Annotated in this window: 18 protein-coding genes, 1 pseudogene and 1 other annotated feature; of the genes and pseudogenes, 8 read left to right on the forward strand and 11 right to left on the reverse strand. The window is 24.6% G+C overall.

Annotated features, from left to right (window positions below; translation table 11 throughout):
- The first annotated feature begins 738 nt into the window (after positions 1-738).
- The gene (locus GBZ86_RS03775) at positions 739-1,029 is read left to right on the forward strand and encodes a hypothetical protein (protein ID WP_152887886.1); all 291 of its coding nucleotides are present in this window, start codon (positions 739-741) and stop codon (positions 1,027-1,029) included.
- A 56-nt stretch (positions 1,030-1,085) separates the two neighbouring features.
- Positions 1,086-1,379 carry a hypothetical protein gene (locus GBZ86_RS03780; RefSeq protein WP_152887888.1) on the forward strand — a complete coding sequence of 98 codons (294 nt, stop codon included), beginning with the start codon at positions 1,086-1,088 and terminating at the stop codon, positions 1,377-1,379.
- Between the two features lie 112 nt (positions 1,380-1,491).
- Here GBZ86_RS03780 and GBZ86_RS03785 read toward each other — a convergent pair whose 3' ends face one another.
- Positions 1,492-2,421, reverse strand: a complete 930-nt coding sequence (locus GBZ86_RS03785; protein ID WP_152887890.1) for a GNAT family N-acetyltransferase — start codon at positions 2,419-2,421, stop codon at positions 1,492-1,494.
- 26 nt (positions 2,422-2,447) lie between these two features.
- Positions 2,448-3,665, reverse strand: coding sequence for an MFS transporter (locus GBZ86_RS03790; RefSeq protein ID WP_152887892.1), 1,218 nt, complete (start codon positions 3,663-3,665; stop codon positions 2,448-2,450).
- Between the two features lie 223 nt (positions 3,666-3,888).
- Here GBZ86_RS03790 and GBZ86_RS03795 point away from each other — a divergent pair, with 223 nt between their 5' ends.
- From GBZ86_RS03795 to tyrP (GBZ86_RS03810), 4 genes are all read left to right on the forward strand, one after another.
- Positions 3,889-5,091: a class I SAM-dependent methyltransferase gene (locus tag GBZ86_RS03795; RefSeq protein WP_152887894.1), complete on the forward strand. Its 1,203-nt coding sequence runs from the start codon at positions 3,889-3,891 to the stop codon at positions 5,089-5,091.
- Positions 5,092-5,697: 606 nt separating this feature from the next.
- Complete coding sequence (gene tyrP, locus GBZ86_RS03800) at positions 5,698-7,164, forward strand: tyrosine-tyramine antiporter (RefSeq protein ID WP_152887896.1); 1,467 nt, start codon at positions 5,698-5,700, stop codon at positions 7,162-7,164.
- A gap of 126 nt (positions 7,165-7,290) precedes the next feature.
- A complete protein-coding gene (gene tdc / locus GBZ86_RS03805) occupies positions 7,291-9,159 on the forward strand; it encodes a tyrosine decarboxylase (RefSeq protein ID WP_152887897.1) in 1,869 nt (622 codons plus the stop codon).
- A gap of 161 nt (positions 9,160-9,320) precedes the next feature.
- Positions 9,321-10,745 (forward strand): tyrosine-tyramine antiporter, encoded by a 1,425-nt coding sequence (gene tyrP / locus GBZ86_RS03810; RefSeq protein ID WP_152887899.1) that lies wholly within the window; start codon positions 9,321-9,323, stop codon positions 10,743-10,745.
- Positions 10,746-10,962: 217 nt separating this feature from the next.
- Here tyrP (GBZ86_RS03810) and tyrS read toward each other — a convergent pair whose 3' ends face one another.
- The 6 genes from tyrS to GBZ86_RS03840 all read right to left on the reverse strand — a co-directional run bounded on the left by tyrS (position 10,963) and on the right by GBZ86_RS03840 (position 16,825).
- Positions 10,963-12,183 (reverse strand): tyrosine--tRNA ligase, encoded by a 1,221-nt coding sequence (gene tyrS, locus GBZ86_RS03815; protein WP_152887901.1) that lies wholly within the window; start codon positions 12,181-12,183, stop codon positions 10,963-10,965.
- Positions 12,184-12,279: 96 nt separating this feature from the next.
- Positions 12,280-12,516 (reverse strand) — a binding site (T-box leader).
- A 189-nt stretch (positions 12,517-12,705) separates the two neighbouring features.
- Entirely contained in the window at positions 12,706-13,404 is a 699-nt protein-coding gene (locus GBZ86_RS03820) for a PspA/IM30 family protein (protein ID WP_152887903.1), read from the reverse strand.
- A gap of 201 nt (positions 13,405-13,605) precedes the next feature.
- Positions 13,606-14,310 (reverse strand): dethiobiotin synthase, encoded by a 705-nt coding sequence (gene bioD, locus GBZ86_RS03825; protein WP_152887905.1) that lies wholly within the window; start codon positions 14,308-14,310, stop codon positions 13,606-13,608.
- Complete coding sequence (gene bioB, locus GBZ86_RS03830) at positions 14,303-15,271, reverse strand: biotin synthase BioB (RefSeq protein WP_152887907.1); 969 nt, start codon at positions 15,269-15,271, stop codon at positions 14,303-14,305. Before bioB ends, bioD begins: the two co-directional genes overlap by 8 nt.
- A 15-nt stretch (positions 15,272-15,286) precedes the next feature.
- Positions 15,287-15,862 carry a biotin transporter BioY gene (locus GBZ86_RS03835; RefSeq protein WP_327443962.1) on the reverse strand — a complete coding sequence of 192 codons (576 nt, stop codon included), beginning with the start codon at positions 15,860-15,862 and terminating at the stop codon, positions 15,287-15,289.
- Positions 15,863-16,072: 210 nt separating this feature from the next.
- Complete coding sequence (locus GBZ86_RS03840; protein WP_152887913.1) at positions 16,073-16,825, reverse strand: tRNA threonylcarbamoyladenosine dehydratase; 753 nt, start codon at positions 16,823-16,825, stop codon at positions 16,073-16,075.
- A gap of 237 nt (positions 16,826-17,062) precedes the next feature.
- Here GBZ86_RS03840 and GBZ86_RS03845 point away from each other — a divergent pair, with 237 nt between their 5' ends.
- Together GBZ86_RS03845 and GBZ86_RS03850 are read left to right on the forward strand one after the other, a co-directional pair.
- Complete coding sequence (locus GBZ86_RS03845; RefSeq protein WP_152887915.1) at positions 17,063-17,911, forward strand: CPBP family intramembrane glutamic endopeptidase; 849 nt, start codon at positions 17,063-17,065, stop codon at positions 17,909-17,911.
- Between the two features lie 99 nt (positions 17,912-18,010).
- Positions 18,011-18,703, forward strand: coding sequence for a 5'-methylthioadenosine/adenosylhomocysteine nucleosidase (locus GBZ86_RS03850; protein ID WP_152887917.1), 693 nt, complete (start codon positions 18,011-18,013; stop codon positions 18,701-18,703).
- 126 nt (positions 18,704-18,829) lie between these two features.
- Here the strand turns inward: GBZ86_RS03850 and GBZ86_RS03855 are convergent, their stop codons facing one another.
- The 3 genes and pseudogenes from GBZ86_RS03855 to GBZ86_RS03865 all read right to left on the reverse strand — a co-directional run.
- The gene (locus GBZ86_RS03855) at positions 18,830-19,012 is read right to left on the reverse strand and encodes a hypothetical protein (protein WP_152887919.1); all 183 of its coding nucleotides are present in this window, start codon (positions 19,010-19,012) and stop codon (positions 18,830-18,832) included.
- A 71-nt stretch (positions 19,013-19,083) separates the two neighbouring features.
- A complete protein-coding gene (locus tag GBZ86_RS03860; protein ID WP_152887921.1) occupies positions 19,084-19,272 on the reverse strand; it encodes a hypothetical protein in 189 nt (62 codons plus the stop codon).
- A 63-nt stretch (positions 19,273-19,335) separates the two neighbouring features.
- A pseudogene (locus GBZ86_RS03865) lies at positions 19,336-20,517 on the reverse strand (hypothetical protein); the annotation flags it as partial.

Consider the following 20,517-nt stretch of genomic DNA (forward strand, 5'->3'; position numbering starts at 1 on the left):
CACGCCGCCAGCGTTCATCCTGAGCCAGGATCAAACTCTCAAATTAAAAGTTTAATCATTTACTCATATTACTTATAAAAGAATTGCTGGTTTACTTAAATTTATCTGTTTAATTTTCAAAGATCATTTCTTTATTTTGTTTGTCACTCTCAAGCGACTTTCTTAGTTTATCATTAAAAGTTTTTTTTGTCAACAACTTTTTTAAAATATATTTTTCAACATTTCATTCATTTTTAACGTTGCCTTGCTGACGAGTTATATCTTATCATATATTTTTTTAATACAATTTAATTTTTTTGCTGTTTTTTATTTAATTAATCAATTACATATTTCTATACCTACTTTAATCTTTTAATTACTTAGTTAGATACACCAGGATTAGTATACTTAGAAAACCCTTTAATTCTAAAGAAATTACTATAAATAATTAGTACATATACACCATTTTACAAGTAATTAAAAATTAATTTTAGAACAAATCTGCTTCGCAGACCGCCTTCGGCACTTTAATTAAAGCTATCCACAGATTCTCAAAATTATAATTTCCTAAAGAATAAAAAATGAACCAAATTCCTAAAAACTGTGCAAACTATTAATACAACCAATACTAATAAAACACAGGAGGAATTTGATTCTATGAATAGTATTGACTAAAAATCTATAATTCAAACATTAGAGAATTATTTAGTTGAGTATAAAAATATTTTTTATAAAAGAGGATTTGAAAACTTTATTGTATTGATAATTTCAATTTATTTAATTATAGATGATACCTTACAATCAAAGTATGGTAATAAGTTTGATTGTTATGGAAAATTATTTGATCATACAGCTAAAAATAGCACTTCATATTTGAATGGTCATTGTTTTGTATGTTTAGCTTTAGCGATTCCAGTAATTTTAAAAGGAAATATACATTATATAAAAATTCCGGTTCAGTATAAACTTTACGATTCACTAAAAAGCAAAATGGAATTAGCAGCTGATATGGTAACAGGTATAGCCCTATTTTACAAGATTATCAAGTAATAGTTTTATGTGATAGTTGGTATACAAAAACACCTTTTATAGAACCTATTAAAAAGTTGAAAAATATAGATATTATTGATACTGTTCGTAAGGATACAGCTATATATGGTTTAAAGCCTGAACCTACAGCTAAACGTGGTAGACCAAAGACCAAAGGTGATAAGTTAGATTATCGTAAATTTTCTAAGTTAAAATTCCAAAGTCTACAAGAAATAAAATACTATATTTCGGATTGTATTTCTAAAGAATTAATTTATGGCAAGTTGCTTAAAACAATGCAACTTGATAAAAATATAACTACTTTTGAAGATGTCATTGAACACCTTCATAATCATGCTTTGGCTAGTTAAATTTATTGTAAATTGGTGTATAAAATATAAACTATTTCATATTTTTTTAAAAGAGCAAGAATCTTTTTGGATTCTTGCTCTTTTAAGGTTTAAAATTAATAAAATTTTATAACTATTTTATTTTATAAAAAGTTAAATGATCTCTCCATTTACCATTTATAAATAAGTATTCTTTATTTATTCCCAACTTATTAAATCCACACTTTTCTAAAACCTTTTGTGATTTTAAATTATTAATTAATGTAGATGCTTCTAATCTATGTAAGTCCATTTCTTTAAATACATAATCACATAACAACTTAACAGATTCTGACATATATCCACATCCTTCATAAGTTTTATCTATAGAATATCCTATAAACGCACTTCTAAAACTTCCATAAACTATGTTGGAAACCTTTATTTTACCTATTAATTTATTGTTTTTAAATATTCCTAAATCTAAAGCAGATCCATCAATAAATTGCTTGTAACTTTCAATCAGTAAACTTTTTTGCCCTTCATAGGTATAAAAACTATTATCTCTACTAGGCTCAAACTCTCTTAAATGCTTTTCATTTTTTATATAATAATCTAACATATCTTTAGCATACTCTGGAGTTAAATTTTTTAAAACTATTCTTTTACCTACTATTTCAAATTGACTAATTTTAATATTTTCTTGAAAATCATTAATACTAATTCCAAATATCAATTCATTTCTATAAATATTATTTTTATAAATACTATCTGAAATTATTCCTTCCAATAAAAAACCTATATCTAAAAATGAATTTATATTTAAAGTATCACTAACAAATATATTTACTTTAAATATATCTCTATCTTTAAATATTACCTTTAATAAAGTTTTTAATATTTCTTTTAATAAAGAATAATTTTGTTCTTTATAAAATTTAAGTCTAATATTTGATTTTTTATTTTTATGATCTAATTCTAATATAAAAAATCTTCCAATCATTATACCTAATAAATCTTTTATTATATATTCATCTTTACTGCCTTTTACTAATTCAATGCATACATTTTTATTACAAGCCATATTAATCTCTCCACTTTATTATAGATTTATCCTATTAATTCTGCTTCAGTATTTAATTTGTTTTCTATTTCTGATTCAGCCTTTGGATTTAATTTAGCTTTTGTAGCTTTATATAAATATATCATTAAAATTCCTGAAACTAAAGCACTAAATGGTATCATATAAAATGCTTTATCCAATCCTATAACACTACTTAAGAATCCTATAACTCTATTAAGTATCATATTTATACAGCTTGAAACTGTAATTACTATACTTATTACATAGGTACTCTGCCCTTCAAAAACTTTACACATAGTAAGTACTACTGTAGGGAAAGTTATTGAGAAAAATAATCCTGCTAAAGGAATAATTATTGATGCTTTTTCACCAATTATTAAAGCTACAAAAATTATTGAGAAACCTATAAGTAATGATTTATAAAGAATATTGAAATATCCTCTTTTTTGTACTACAAATCCACCAAATAATCTACCTATTGCTAAAAATGCAAAGAAAGCTGATGCTATCATTCCTGCAAATTGAACATCAGAACGATATGTTGATACCATAAAGTTAACTAACCAACCTCCAACTGCTTGTTCTGAAAATACATAAGTACCTAAAGCTATCATATATACTAAAATTAATTTATTTTTAAATATACTTGCTAATTTTACTTTTTCAACTGTACTTTCTGATGAAGTGCTTGGTATTTTTACAAATAAAAATGCTACTAAAGTTATAAAATATAATATTCCTATACCAGCATATATATATCTCCACTCTATTCCATTACCTACTAAAGCCCCTGAAGCTCCTTGTCCAATAAACGAACCAAATCCATAACAAGAATGTAATACATTCATTATTATTGTTTGTGCGCTAATAACCAATGCTGGTAATATTGTATTACTTGCTATTGAAGTTAATGCTCCTGCTCCACTAGCTAAAGTTGTTCCTATTAATAACATAGAATAATCTTTAGAAATACTTAAAGTCAATAATGATCCAACCTGTATAGCTAACCCTAATAAAAATACTTTCTTTTGTCCAACTTTATCACAAAGTTTTCCACCTATAAAAGTAAATATTGTATAAGATGCTGCTACAAAAATAAACATATAGCTTATTGTGTTATCATCTATTCCAAACTCTGATTTAAAACTTGGAATAAAAACTCCTCTTGCTCCATCTGCCATAGCTGCAAGTATCATCATTAAGAAAAGAAATGCTATTGCAACTACATTGTTCTTCTTTTTCATATTGTCCTCCTTAGTAAAAAAATAAATTTAAATAAAACATAGAAATTATAACATAAAATATAAATTAAGTCTTAATATTTTGTTAATCGTAATAATTTTATTTAATTTATTTAATGGTTTTTTATGAAAATAGTAGTGTTTTTATGAAATTCATAGTGTTGATATTTAAAAATTTATATGTTTATATAAATTATATAAATAAGAAAGGTTTTAAGGTGATTAAATGAATAAGCAAAGTATTATGAAAATAAAATTATTTTTAATGGGTATTCAAAGCAAATTTCAAGAAGATTCTTCTATTTTTAAAGGAATTTATGTTACATATAAAACAGGATTAAAAGAATTTAAAGGTATTGGTAAGTTTGAAAATGAAAAAATAAGTTATAATTTTAATGGTAAAACAGATTTATTTTCATTTGATACTCTTTTAGAAAAAATTTGTGTTGAATGTGAAAAATATGATGAAGTTAATATTCTTTATAGAGAAAGAGGAAATGATATAACTATAATAGGTGATAATAAAAATGTTAAAATGAATAATAAAGAAGTTAAGGAAGATAAAATCGTTTTTAATAATGATTCAAAAAAAACAATTCATAATTTTAAAGAAACATCTACTTTATTAAATAGAGATTATTATATTAAAGTAGGTAAAGCTGATAATTTACTTAAAGAAATAAATATAATGAGTAAAGATGGAAAAATTAAAAATGATAAAATAAGAAAATATAATCAAATAGATCATTATGTTGAACTATTAGAAGGAACATTAAATTCTCTTCCTAAAAATGAAGTAATTAATATATTAGATTGTGGATGTGGAAAATCTTATTTAACCTTTGTATTAAATTATTATTTAACAGAAGTTAAAAAAAGAAAATGCCATTTTATTGGATTAGATATTTCTGAATCAGTAATTGAAAGCTCTAAAAAAATGGCTAAAAATTTAGGTTATAGAAATATGGAGTTTCATGCTATAGATATAAAAAATTATAAACCTAAGCAAAATATTAATGTAGTTATTTCACTTCATGCATGTGATACTGCTACTGACATGGCATTAGCACTAGGAATAAAACTTAAAAGTGATTGTATAATTGCAGTCCCTTGTTGTCATAGGGAAATGCTTAGTCAATATAAATGTGATATTTTAAAAGGAATTATTAAACATGGAATATTAAGATCTAGACTTGCCGATGTTTTAACTGATGGTATGAGAAGTATGTTATTAGAATCTTATGGCTATAATGTATCTGTAGTAGAATACATATCTCCATTAGAAACTCCTAAAAATTTAATGATAAGAGCTTTAAAAACACCAAAAGAAAATATTGAAATAGCAGATGAATATTTGAACTTAATGGGAATTCTAAATGTATACCCTTCACTTTATAATTTTTTAAATCAAAAATGGATGGTTGAATAACTAATAATAGTTTGAAATCATAAGAATTCAATTTTTAAAATTGTTTTCTTATGATTTTTATATTTTTTATTATATCCATATTTAAGTTTATACATTATATTATACACTTCTATAATACCTTAATTATTTTTATAAGCTTCTTTAATATCTTGTTAAAATTATTAAATTTTTACTAATCTTTATTATTTCATTTCTTTTTATTATATAAATTATTATTAATAAACCCTATACATTTTTCAAACACACATTTTTTATTAACAATAATTATTATCCACTAATTTTTAAGTTTTGACTTTTTTTTAAAAAAGAACTATAACATAACTGTGCAGTCTTTGTATTTATTTTCTGAATAGTATTTCAGTAAATAAATTTTATTTATTAGTTTCTTTTAAAATTAAAATATATATGATTATTCGAAATTATATATATCTTTATAAAAGTAAATTTATAAAACATTATAGGATATTTTGTTATTGTTACATTATGTAATGTTTTGTAAGTTTATGAGCGTAAATTAACTCTAATAATCACTTTAATATTATTTTAATTTATTAATGGATACTATTAAATTCTAAAAAACTTAATAAAGAAAGAAGTGAAATTATTATGGGTGATAAAAGTAAAAAAATCACTTTATTCCAACTAATAGCAATTAGCATTGCCTTTTATGGAAGCATAAGAAATGTACCTACAGTTGCTAGTGTTGGTTGGCAATCAATATTCTTTATGATTGGAGCAGGAGTGCTATTTGCTATTCCATTATCACTAATTGCAGCTGAACTTGCTACAGGTTGGCCTGAAGAAGGTGGATCTCAAGTTTGGGTAAGAGAAGCTTTAGGTGAAAAATGGTCATTTGTTACCGCATGGCTTTTGTGGGTTCAAATGTTTTTTGGAATGGTAATGGTTGCATCAGCATTTGCTACTATGTTAGCTTATGTAATTGGCAAACCTGACCTAGCACAAAATAATATATTTGTGGCTATAGTTATTATTTGTACTTATTGGGTAGTTACATTATTAAACTTAAAATCTAACCTAGGTAAACTTTTAAGTTCAGTTGGAAGTGTAATAGGAATTTATATACCATTTATATTATTGGTTAGTTTAGGTTTATGGTGGACATTTACTCATGGTAATGTTAATTTAGGACCTCTTACTTGGAGTACTGCTATACCAAATTTACATTCTGTTAGTAAATTATCTTTTTTCGCTGGAATTATATTTATTTTTGCTGGGTTAGAAATTTCAGCCGTTCATGCTAATGAAATAGATAACCCCAAAAAAAATTATCCTATAGCAGTATTTATATCAATTGGCTGTATGATTGTATTCAATCTTGTTGCCGGTTTAACCGAAGCAAATGCTATACCTTCTGATCAAATACAATTAGCAACAATTATTCAACCATTTGCTCTTTATTTTAATCAAATAGGGTTACCATGGGCTACTAACTTAGTTGCTGCTATGATTGCTATTGGAGTTTTAGCACAATTAAGTGCTTGGGTTTTAGGACCATCTAAAGCAATGATAAAAGTTGCTGAAGAAGGTAATCTACCAAAGTTTTTCCAAAAAAGAAATGCCGATAATGTTCCTGTTACTTTTGTTTTTATACAAGCAATAGTAATTTCATTAGTTGCTTTACTTTACGTGGTAGTTCCAGCTATTAATACTGGGTTCTTTATGATTCTTATATTAACAACTGTCCTTTATTGTATAGTGTACTTGTTTATAATAACTTCAGGTCTAGTATTAAAATATAAACATCCTGAAGTAAAAAGATCTTTTACAGTTATAGGAGGAAATACCGGCATGTGGATAGTTTCACTTTTGGCATTCGTAGGCGTATTATTAACTATTGGAGTTAGCTTTATTCCTTCTGATGCAATTCCAGCTTCAGCACATGTTGCTTATGAAGCATTCTTAATACTAGGAACTCTAATATGCTTTATAACTCCTTTAATAATATTTAAATTTAAAAAACCTTCATGGGTAAAAGAATCAAAAGAAACTGATATAAATATTTCTTTAAATTCAAATTTAAAAAATTTTAAACATGCACATACACATAAATAATAAAAAATTAACTTTATAAACAACATCTTGATTATCTAGAAGAGCATATCAATATTATTAAATATATTTTCTCCTAGGTAATCAGTTAATTAAATAGTTATTTCTTAATTGAGAGGAGAAATTTTTATGAATACTGATACTAACTTAAATGCTTTATTTCTAGGAGCAAAATCTGAAAATGCAGATCTTTTTAAAAGAAATCTACTACAATTATTTGATGATCATGCTCAATGGAGAAAAAACTATCATCCAGAAGATGCTGATATAATTAATTCTAGCGATATGGAAAAAACTGATTTTAAATTTACTAAAAATAAAATGGAAGATGTTATGAAAGAACTATCTTCAAAATTAAGAGCTGGCTCAATTCCTTGGCATTCACCTAGATATTTAGGTCATATGAATTCTGAAACATTAATGCCTGCATTATTAGGTTATTTTGCAGCTACTTTATATAATGGAAATAATGTAGCTTATGAATCTTCACCAGCAACTTCTAAAATGGAAGAAGAAGTTGGACATGATTTTTGTAAGCTAATGGGTTATGATGCTGATACATCATGGGGACATATTTGTTGTGATGGGTCTGTTGCTAATATAGAGGGACTTTGGTATGCAAGAAATCTTAAGTCTTTACCTCTTGCTATGAAAGAAGTTTGTCCTGAATTAGTTGAAGGAAAAACTGAATGGGAATTATTAAACATGCCAATAAATGAAATATTAAATTTAATGGAAAAAAACCCAAGTAAATTAGATGAGTTAAAAAATCATTCTGCTAGAGGTATGTCAAATAAAATAGGTAAATTAGGTAAATGGCTAGTTCCTAGAACTAAGCATTATTCTTGGTTAAAAGCTGCTGATATTATTGGTATCGGAACTGAAAATATTATTAGTATAGATGTTCAAGATAATTATAGAATGAGCATAGAAAATCTTAAAAAAACTATTGAAGATTTATCTTCAAAAAATATACCAATTCTTGGAGTTGTAGCTGTTGTTGGTACAACTGAAGAAGGTGCTATTGATTATGTTGATAAAGTCGTAGAATTAAAAAAAGATTTTGCTGAAAAAGGTATTAACTTTTATTTTCATGTAGATTCAGCTTATGGTGGATATGCTAGATCTATATTCTTAGATGAAGAGTACAAATTTATTCCTAAAGAAGAATTACATACAAAATATTTACAACATAAAGTATTTAAAAATCCAGATTTTAACTGGCCTTCAGATGATATATACAATGCTTTTAAAGCTATAAATGAAGCTGATAGTATAACTATAGATCCTCATAAAATGGGATATGTTCCTTATTCCGCTGGTGGTATTGCTATAAAAGATAAAAGAATGAGAGACTCTATTTCATATTTTGCTACATATGTATTTGAAAAAAGTATGGAAATCCCTGCTCTTTTAGGTGCATTTATGTTAGAGGGTTCAAAAGCTGGCGCTACAGCTGCTTCAGTTTGGGCTGCACATAAAACAATGCCTCTTAATATAACTGGTTATGGTCAATTAATAGGAGCTAGTATAGAAGGAGCTTATAATTTATATGTTAAATTAAAAGAACAAAAACAATATAAGATAGGTGATACAATAGTTGATATTCATGATCTTGTAAAACCTGATTTTAATATGGTTGATTTTGTATTTAATATACATGGAAATAAGGATTTAGCTAAAATGAATGAATTAAATCATTTAATATACGATGAATCATCATTCGTAGAAGGTAATGTTTATGCAAATGATTTTATAACATCACATACAGAATTTGCAGTATCTGATTATTCAAATAGTCCATTAGACTTTGTTGAAAGATGTGGTATTCCTAAAGAACAGTGGAAAAAAATAGATAGCGTTACTTTATTAAGAGCTTGTGTACTATCTCCTTTTTTAAATAATCAAATAATATTTAATCAATATGCTGAAAAATTTGATAAAGCAATTGAAGAAAAACTTGAAAAAATTTTAAATTCACATTGTAATTTAAAATAATTATTAAAGAATCGTTTATTTATAGAAATTTACGTTATTTAAAATCTTTTAAATAAAAGATATGTTATGTATTTCAAAATTGCTCATGAACATAATTAAAATAAAATTTATGTTTATGAGCAATTTTGGCATATAAATTTTTTTAAAGTGAAGTGATAATTGTGATAAAAAATTCAAAATGTTATCAAATTATTAAATTAATTGCCTTAAATCTTTCTTTCTATGTTAGTATTAGGACTATCCCTACTATAGCTAAAGCTGGTTTACATTCTATCTTTTTTATAATATTATCAGGAATCTTATTTGCTATACCAATTGCATTAATTTCTGCCGAATTAGCTACTACTTGGCCTGAAGATATTGGACCACATATTTGGGTAAAATTAGCTTTAGGTGATAAATGGTCTTTTATTACCGCTTGGCTTTTGTGGATTGAAACATTTTTAGGATTCATAATGATTTGTTCTGGATTTGCTACTTTAATTTCTTATTCCATAAACTTATCATACTTAGGAAGAAATCGTATTTATATTTTTACTGTTATTTTAATAACCATATGGATAATAACAATAATAAATCTTAGAAGTAAAGTAAATGAAAAAGCTATGTCAATAGCCCCAATTTTAGGAATTTATTTACCTTATATTATAGTAATATCTCTTGGTATCTGGTATGCTATTAAATTTGGAAACATAAATTTAGGCCCAATAACATTGAAAAATTTATTGCCTAACTTAAAATCATTTAGTAATGCATCTTATTTTTCTGCTATACTCTATACATTTGCTGGTTTAGAAATAGCCTCTTCTCATGCAGCTGATTTAGATGAACCAAATAAAAAATATCCTAAAGTAATTTTTTTTTCTATACTTTTCTTAATAGTTTTTAATATTTTAGGTGGATTAACAGAAGCTAATTCTGTTCCAGCTAATGATATACAATTAGCAAGTATAACTCAAATATTTGCTTTATATTTTAATATATTAAACATTCCCTTTGCTACTAATATTTTAGCTTTTATAATAGCTTTTAGTGTATTTATTCAGCTTAGATCTTGGACTTTACGCCCATCAAAAATTTTATTGAAATTAGCTGATGATGGTGACTTGCCTTATATTTTTAAAAAAAGAAGTAAAACTAATTTGCCCATAACTTTAATATTAATTCAATCTATAGGCATCTCTCTATTAGATTTTATTTATTTGATAGTAAGAGATGTTAATATTGGTTTTTTCTCTATTCTTATATTAGCTACTATAATATATTGCATAATTTATGCTTTACTTGTAATATCACATTTAGTTTTAAAATATAAATTTCCTAATAAAAAAGGTGCTTTTTCCATTCCTGGAGGTAAATTTGGTATATGGTTTACCACAATACTTGCTTTAATAGGTATATGTTTGACTATGTTTTTCGCTTTAATACCTTGCAATATAATACCTAAAAATAGGCACTTAAATTATTTAATTTTTGAAATTTCTCTTACTCTAATTAGTTTTTTTACTCCTATTATCTTATTTAGAAGAAGACCTTTTATTATTAAAGCATTTAAACGGATATGTACTAAAATTCATAAAAAATAGTTTATATTATTAAAAAAAGGAGTATACAAAACAATAAATTTTATATACTCCTTTTTTAATTACTATTAAAGTAAATAAATTTATCTAATCTTTCTTGCTTACTAGAAATATTCATTTATATGCTATAAGTTTTAAAAGCTATAATTTTTAATTTCATATTACTTCTTACATCTTATAATGAAAATTTTTCATTTAATTTTATAAATTTATTTATATATTATTCAATAACTATTTTATAAAAATTCTTTTTACCTTTTCTAATCATAATTGAACCATCATTTATATGTTCATGTAATAATATAAATTTAAAATCATTAACTTTCTCTCCATTTAATAATAATCCACCTTGTTCAATCAATCTTTTAGCTTCTCCTTTTGATGGAAATACTTTCACATCTGTTAAAATTTCTATTAATTGATTTCCTATTTTATCTTTAGCTATTGTTATAGTTGGAACATTACTCATATCTGCTCCACCCTCAAATAAAGCCTGTGATGCCTCTGCAGCTTTAATAGCTTCTTCTTCTCCATGTACAAGTTTTGTTACTTCAAAAGCTAATACTTTTTTTGCTTCATTTATTTCTGAACCTTCTAATGATGATAATCTTCTAACTTCATTCATTGGAATAAATGTTAAAAGTGATAAACATTTTTCAACATCTGCATCATCTATATTTCTCCAATATTGATAGAACTCAAAAGGTGATACCTTTTCTGCGTCTAACCATAATGCTCCGCCTACTGTTTTACCCATTTTTTGACCTTCACTATTAGTTAATAAAGAACATGTCATAGCAAATACATCTTTTTGTCTTTTCTTTCTAACCAAATCAACACCAGCTATCATATTTGACCATTGATCATCTCCACCTAATTCCATTTTACAATTGTATTTATCATTTAAAACAAGGAAATCATATGCTTGCATTAACATATAGTTAAATTCAAAAAATGATAATCCTCTTTCAAGCCTTTGTTTAAAACATTCTGCTGCTAACATTCTATTTACTGAAAATTGTGTTCCTATTTCTCTTAAGAAATCAATGTAATTTAATCCTAATAACCAATTTGCATTATCTACAAGTATTGCTTTTCCTTCTTCAAAATCTATAAATCTTGACATTTGTTTTTTAATACGTTCTACATTATGATTTATTTGATCTCTTGTTAACATTTTTCTCATATCAGTTTTTCCACTTGGATCACCTATAGTTACAGTTCCTCCACCAACTAATACTATTGGTCTATGTCCAGCTTTTTGCATATGAGCCATAAACATTAATGCAATAAAGTGTCCTACATGTAAACTATCAGCTGTTGGATCAAAACCTATATAAAATGTAATTTTCTCTTTTCCTAATAACTCTCTAGTTTCTTCTTCGTGTGTAAATTGTTTTATATATCCTCTTTCTAAAAGCACATCTAATACATTTTCCATAATTTAATCCTCCTAAAATTCAACTTTATATTTAAACTACAATTTATTTTTTGTTTAACTTTTTATTTAATAAAAAAACTCTCATCCTTTGCTTTCACAAAGGACGAGAGTTTATACTCACGTGGTACCACCCTATTTTATCGCTTACTAAATAAAAGTAAATGACCTCTTAGTTTTTAACGGATTCAATCCGATGATATCCTACCTCTTTTATTTAAAAGAATCAGATTCTAACTCTGAGATGTATTCAAAATATATACTTTGCACCTCTCATCTTCCGGTTACTCTCTGTTAAGCATTGATATTTCTACTAATTCTCTTCATTGTTTTTTTATATTGTCTTATCTATGTTTTTGATTATACTCCTGTAATTTATCAAGGTCAAACTTTTTTGAAAATTTTTTAAATTTTATACAAATAATGTAGTTTTACTGTTATACCTTATTAAATTTACAAATATTTTTAATTATTTGTAAATGAAAAAAAGAAAAAACATTTAAATATGTCTTTTCTTTTATAGATTTATTTTAACTTATCTAATTCTTCATCAATTGAATTTTTATCTTCATTTTTAGATAATTGTTTATATTTTTCTAATTCAGCATCTAATGATAACCTATCTAATTCAGCAAATTCATCATCTAATGATTTTGACTTTAACTCTGTTAAGCCTTCAGAATAACTTTCTTTTCTAGAAATTTTTCTTTCTATATCATCAATATTTATAGAGTTATTTTTAGATTGAACATTAGCTATAACCTCATTTATTTGTGTTGATGCTTCTGCATTATGAAGTCTTGCAGCTGCTTCATCTCTGTAATTTCTTGTTTTATCTAATTCTTTTTCTAACTCTAAAAGCCTTGCTTTTAACACATCAGCTTTCTCTCTTTGACCTGTATATGATACTTTTAAACTTTCATATTTTTTATCACACTCTAATTTTAGCTTTAATGCTTTTTTAGCTAACTCTTCATTATTTTTACTCATAGCTAACTTTACTTTTTCTTCATATTGTTCAGCATCATTTTTAGCTTCCATCATTTTAATTTCAGTTTCTTTTAAATTACCAAATATTTGTGCTGAAGATCTTTTAGCCTGGCTAAATGCTTTCTCCATATCTCTTATTTTTTGATCTAAAAGTTCTATTGGATTCTCCATATTATCTAAAGCTGCATTAGTTTTTGATTTAACCATATTTGAAATTCTTTTAAAAATACTCATTATTTATACACCCTTTCATAAAATAATTTTTCGTTTTTCTTATAAGTTATTTTACTCTTAATAATATGGTATTTCAAACCTTTTTATAGTTTAATTTTAACCCTTTTAATGTTTGTTTTTAAGTTATTTGAATATATCTTGATTATTCTTAATAAATCTAATTAATTCTAATATTTTCTAATTAAAATCTCATAACTTTACTTATAAAACTTCCATTAAAGAAATTATTTTTTCAAAGTTAATATATCCATCTATATTTATATTTTTTTCATCTATATAAGGTATTTTTGATATTATTTTTACTTTAGTTAATTTTTGTATAACTTTTATATTATCCTTATGTACTAAATTTGTATTGTCATAATTATTAATAATTATTCCTTTAACTTTTATTCCTTTACTCTTAAGATAATTTATAGTTAAACAAGTATGATTAATTGTTCCTAAGCCTGCTCTTGCTATAATTAACACAGGTAACTTTAATGTCTTTATTATATCTTCTAATAATATCTGCTCATTCTCTTCTATCTTTATAGGACATACAATTCCTCCACTACCCTCTACAACAATATAATCATATTTATTTTTTAATTTTAAAAAATCATCTTTTATTTTATCTAAAGAAATATTAACATCTTCTAATCTACATGCTAAATGAGGAGAAACTGGAGTTTTCAAAGTATATGATACTATATTTTTATATGGTTCATATAAATTAGATTTATTACATACAAACTTAGCATCTTCTGGAATAAACTCGCCATTTTCTTCTATTACTCCACTAAGTACTCCCTTAAAGTAAGTAGCATTAAAACCATTATCCCTCAATTCTTTTATTATCATAGCTGTAATATACGTTTTTCCAACCTCAGTATCTGTTCCTGTTATAAATATACCTTTACTCATTTTTATCAACCTTTAACCCTATAGATTTTATTAAATTTTTATCATCCTTAATTTTATTTCCACAAGTAGTTAGTAAATTACCTGTTATTGTAGCATTAGCACCACCTTTAAACGCCAACTCACCATAATTAATTAAATAGTTTCTACCTGCTGCTAATCTTATTTGTGATCTAGGATTAATAAACCTAAAAATAGCTATAGTTTTTAGTATTTCCTCTTCACTTAAACATTTAGTTTTTTCTAAAGGAGTACCTATTATAGGTACAAATATATTTATAGGAATAGATTTAACACCTAATTCTCTAAGCTCTAATGCCATATCTATTCTATCTTCTCTACTTTCACCTAATCCTATAATTCCTCCTGAACAAACTTCTAATCCAACTTCTTTTGCATTAATTATTGTTTGAATTCTTTCTTCATAACTGTGAGTAGTACATATGCTTCCATAATACTTTTTTGATGTTTCAATATTATGATGATATCTATCTACTCCATTTTCTTTTAGAGCTTTTAAATACTCTTTCGATATTATTCCATGGGAAGCACAAAGTTTTATTGAACACTCAGATTTTAATTTTTTATAGTAACTAATAACTTTATTAAATTCATCTCCATATAATCCTTTACCTGAAGTAACTATTGAAAATCTATTTACCTCTTCTTCTTCATTCTCTTTTGCACAAATTAATATATTTTCATAATTTAGAAGACTATACTCTTTTACTCCTGTATTAAAATAAACTGATTGAGCACAATATTTACAATCTTCTGAACAACATCCACTTTTTCCATTTATAATTGAACATAATTCAATTTTAGAACCATTAAAATATTTTCTTATATAATCAGCAGCTTTTAATAATTCTTTTAGTTGCTCATTATATAAAGTTAACGCCTCTTCTTTGTTTATTTTATGTTTATTTATTACTTGTAATTTTAACTCTTGCAAAGAATTCATAAATATTCCTCCAATTTATCTATTAAAATTCCTATATTCTACCAATCCTGATTTTCTTAAAGTAGATACTATTTGTGGAGCAGCTATCGATATTATTATAGATAAAGTAATATCTCCACCTAAACATAAAATCATCCCACTATATATAGCAGTTGCTAAAGACATTGGTACTCCTAAATAAAAATTCTGAATAAAATATAAATAACTTACACCAAATAAGTATATAATTGTTAACCCTACTAAAGTAGATATTAAAACAGTTTTAGTATTTAATTTTTTTACATTTTCTGATATTTTCCCTATAATATACGCTCCTATTATAAAACCTATCAAATATCCAAAAGTAGGCTGAAATATATATTGAGGTCCTCCCCCTTTTGTAAAAACAGGCACTCCTATAAGTCCAATTCCAACATATAATAATTGAACTAACATTCCTTTTTTACTACCTAATAAAATAGCTCCTAATGCACAAAAGAAATACTGTAATGTAAAAGGTACATATGGAACAGGTATATTTATAAACGCTCCAATAGCTGTTAAAGCTGCAAATAATGCAATTAATGTATAATCTCTAGTTTTTAACTTCACCATAAAACCTCCTCTATTATATTTACTTTTTAAAATTATTATATCATATTAATTTTACAATCAAAATATTTATAATTCAAAGCATTTACAAAAAAAAATTAAGCCATATAAAATGGCTTAATCAGGCTGTCGACTTTGTCGACAGCCTGAAATTATTAAGCTAAGTATAATACTTAGCTTAATAATTTATATGTAAAATAATTTCACATTTTACATATATTCTTTAATTAAATCTTTAACTACTTCTCCACCTATAATCATACCAGCAACTGGAGGCACAAAAGATATACTTCCTGGAATCTGTCTTTTTGATGAACATTTTTTAGTTTCTTCTGACTCTGTTTTATGAGTAACTATATTTTCAACCTTTGGTTTTTTAGGCAATTCTTCTGAGTAAACCACCTTTAATTTTTTAACACCTCTTTTTTTAAGCTCATATCTCATAACTTTAGCTAAAGGACAAACTTTAGTTTTGTATATATCTGTTACTTTAAATTGAGTTGGATCTAATTTATTTCCTGTACCCATAGAACTCATTAAAGGTATATTATTTTTTTCACAATAAACTGCTAATGCAATTTTTGCTGAAACTGTATCTATTGCATCCACAATATAATCAACATCTTCTGGTATTAATTCTTCTAGATTATCTGTAGTTACAAAAATTTGAATTGTTTCTACATTACAGTTCTTATTTATAGATAATACTCTTTCTTTCATAACCTCTACTTTATTTTTATTTATTGTTTCGTATGTAGCATGTATTTGTCTATTTAAATTAGTTATACATACAGTATCATCATCTACTAATATAAGGTTTCCTACTCCTGCTCTTGTTAAAGCTTCTACTGTAAAGCTACCTACTCCACCTACTCCAAAAACCATTACTTTACTTTTCTCTAATTTATTAAGTGCTTCTTTACCGATAAGAAGTTCTGTTCTTGATAATGAATGTTTCAACATATATATACTCCTTTTATATATTAAAAATTATTTATATAATGCCCATACTAAAACATTATATATTTTCCGTTTTAACTTTTTTATTTTATGTAAAATATATAAGGTTATTTTAATATAATATACTCTTATAATCTAGCATACTGTTTGTTTATAAAAATTTTTTTATGTATATTATCATAGAATTTCTTTAATTTCCATAAATATATTAATAAACAAATATTTTTATGGAGGATATTAATGAACTTTTTCTACAAATTTAATATATTTAAAAGATTAGAATATGGTAATTTATCTATAGGAAAAATATCCATACTAGGAAGTATTTTGATAATTATAACTAACGATTTACTTTATCCTTTTTTAACTAAAATAACTGCTCATATAGTCTTTAAAATTATGCCTCCCATATCATATACAATTCATAATTTCTTTGTATTTATTATTAAATTTATTTGTGCTATTGTATCCTTAATATTAATATATTACCTAATAAAATTTTATAATTCTTTAAACTCAAATAAAACAACTTATACAACAATACCTTCTAGTAATATTTTTTCTAGCGATTTATATTACTGCACTCTTTTAGTTATAGGTTTTAGACTATTTTATACAGGCTCAATATCACATATAACAAACCTAATACCATTACCTAAATTTATTGAAGAAGGCTTTAGAATAATGAGTACAGACTACATATATTTATTTCTTTCAGTTTGTATTTTTGCTCCTTTTATTGAAGAGTTTATGTATAGAGGTATTATATTAAATGGCTTTTTCAAAAAATATACGCCAAATATATCAATTATATTATCATCATTAATTTTTGCTATTGTTCATTTTAATATTCCTCAAGGTATAAATGCTTTTTTATTAGGATTAATATTAGGATATGTTTACTTGAAAACTCATTCTATATATATTTGTATTTTCATGCATTTTATAAATAATTTATGTGCTCAATTTATAGGATTAAATAATTCTAGCTTTAGTATTATTATTTTTCAATCTTTACTCTTTACATTGTTAGGAATTAGTATGATTTTAAATTGTTTTTCTAATCTTAAACTTAAGTATAGAACTTAATTTACTTTATTTTTATATAAATTTAAAATTGGTATCCACATCCCTTTTGCTATATAATAGCTTTAGGGATTTTTTATTTTAAAAGGAGGTCAATTTTTTATGAAATTAGGTATCATAGGAGCAATGAGTGAAGAATTAGAAATTCTTCTAAAAGATATGGAACTTGAAAAAAAAGAAAATAAAGCTAATATGACTTTTCACACTGGAAAACTATGGGGAAAAGATGTAGTAGCAGTTGTTTGTGGAATAGGTAAGGTTAATGCTGCTGTTTGCACTCAAATATTAATAAGTGAATATAATGTAACTACAGTAATAAACGTTGGTGTTGCTGGTGGTGTTGGAAAAGAAATATATCCTGGTAATGTGGTTATTGCTGATTCTTTAGTTCAACATGATATGGATACATCTGCATTTGGAGATAAAATAGGTCAAATTCCTAGATTAAACACTTTTGATTTTAAATGTAACTGCAAATTAATAGAACTTGCTGAAAAAGCATGTGAGTTAAATGCTGATATCCAAAGCTTTACTGGTAGAATAGTTACAGGCGATCAATTTGTAGCTGACCCTGAAAAAGTAAGATGGTTTGAAAAAGAGTTTTCTGCTCTTGCTTGTGAAATGGAAGGCGGAAGTATAGCTCATGTATGTTATTTAAATAACATTCCATTTGTAGTTATTAGATCTATTTCTGATAATGCTAATAATGGTGCTCATATGGATTTTGCTGAATTTACTGCTATAGGAGTTAAAAATTCAACTTCTATATTAAAATCTATGATTTTAAGCATGTAATACATAAAATATAAAACTCTCATTATTAAAAGTGAGAGTTTTATTAATTTATTTTTATTGATATATTTGAAAATTTTAATAATGTTATTAAAAAATAAACTCTTATTTAGTTTATTAAATTAACAATTAAAATTTATCTTGAATATATACTGCTTTTATTCCTATTTCTTTATCACAAACTCCATTTTTAGAATTGTAACATGTATGACAACTTCTATAAGGTGAAACTGATGATATTATGCCTTTATTTAAACTTAAATATTCATCGCAGTTTTCAGCCATATTTAGTAATTCTTCTTGATTTCCCATATTATCTCTCCTTTATAAAAAATACCATTATTATTATTCTCTATAAAGAAAATTTATATTCTAAAAATTTATTAATAATTAAAATTATTGTCTTCATTCCAATTTAATATAGATTCAGTTTCTCTACAATATTTTACACATATACATTGTCCTAAATTTCTTGGACACTCTCTGCATAAACAATCTTTTTCACTTCCATCGCATTTATCATTTTTATAATCTATACAATATTTGCAATTTATTCTAGTTCCAATAGCCATAAAAATTCCTCCTATAAAGTAAAGCTAATAAATTTATTATACCATTAAACTAGAATTTAAAGATTAATTCTCCTCACTTATCATTGATAAGAAATTAAATTGTTCATTTTCATCTACTTTAAATTCAATACTATTATTTATAAAATTATTTTCTTTATTATCTTCTTCTAAATCAGCAAAAGAAATTTGATAATAATCATCTTCTAATATTTTATCTTCTTCATTATTTAAATTTTCTTTTTCATTTAATATACTTAAAGTAAAATATTTTTCAATATCCTTTGAAGAATCTTGATAAATATTATCTTTTTCTTTATTATTAATAATTTTACTATTAAATTTTTTTATTATTTCAGTATCAACATCATATTCATTTAAGTTTTGATTTAACAATACTGTATGATCCATATTGTAAAGTTTTTCTTTAACTTTTTTAGTATCAATCTCAACTGTTTTGTCTAAACTCAATTTATTCTCTTTGTTAATTTCTTTATTAATATTTGTTTCTTCGTTATTTTCTATATCTTTAAAGAAATCTTTCATTTTACTAAGCAAATTTAATTTTTCAACTTCTATAATATCAGATTGTTTACTTGTTGTTTCTTCTTTTTCATAATTTTTATTATTATCTTCTTTATCTATATTATTATAAATATTTTTTAACTTATATCTATATAAATATTCTAATATAACGTATATGCCTCCAATAGCAATTAAAGAAATTATATTGATATATAATGCTCCTTCATTAAAAGTATATTTATCCCCTAAAAATAACATTAAAAATCCTATACCTGATATACTATAAAAACCAATTAAAATAGATATTACAGCATAAAATACATACCTAAATCCTTCAAAAAAATATGGCTTTTTTAAATTTGATTTATTTAATAAACCTAACATAACATATATTATATATAAGATTAAAAAAGTTATTGCTATTATTACCATTAACACAAATAGTTGAACTTTAATATCTTTATTTTCTAATCTAACATTGAAATAAAGTAAATCTAAAATATCAATTATAAAACTTGATATGGGTTCCATTAATTTTTTTATAAAAGATAATTTATCACTAAAAAAAAGAGTACTTATACCAAATATTAAAATAAAACCATCAAAAGTAAATAAAGGTATTATAGTAGCCATAAAATAATCTTTAATAGCAATATTAAATAATAAATTTATAGAGTAAAAAATAAAAGAAATTACTAGTATATATGATATAAATGAAAAAAT

The sequence above is a fragment of the Clostridium tarantellae genome (genome assembly GCF_009295725.1).
GTDB lineage: Bacteria > Bacillota > Clostridia > Clostridiales > Clostridiaceae > Sarcina > Sarcina tarantellae.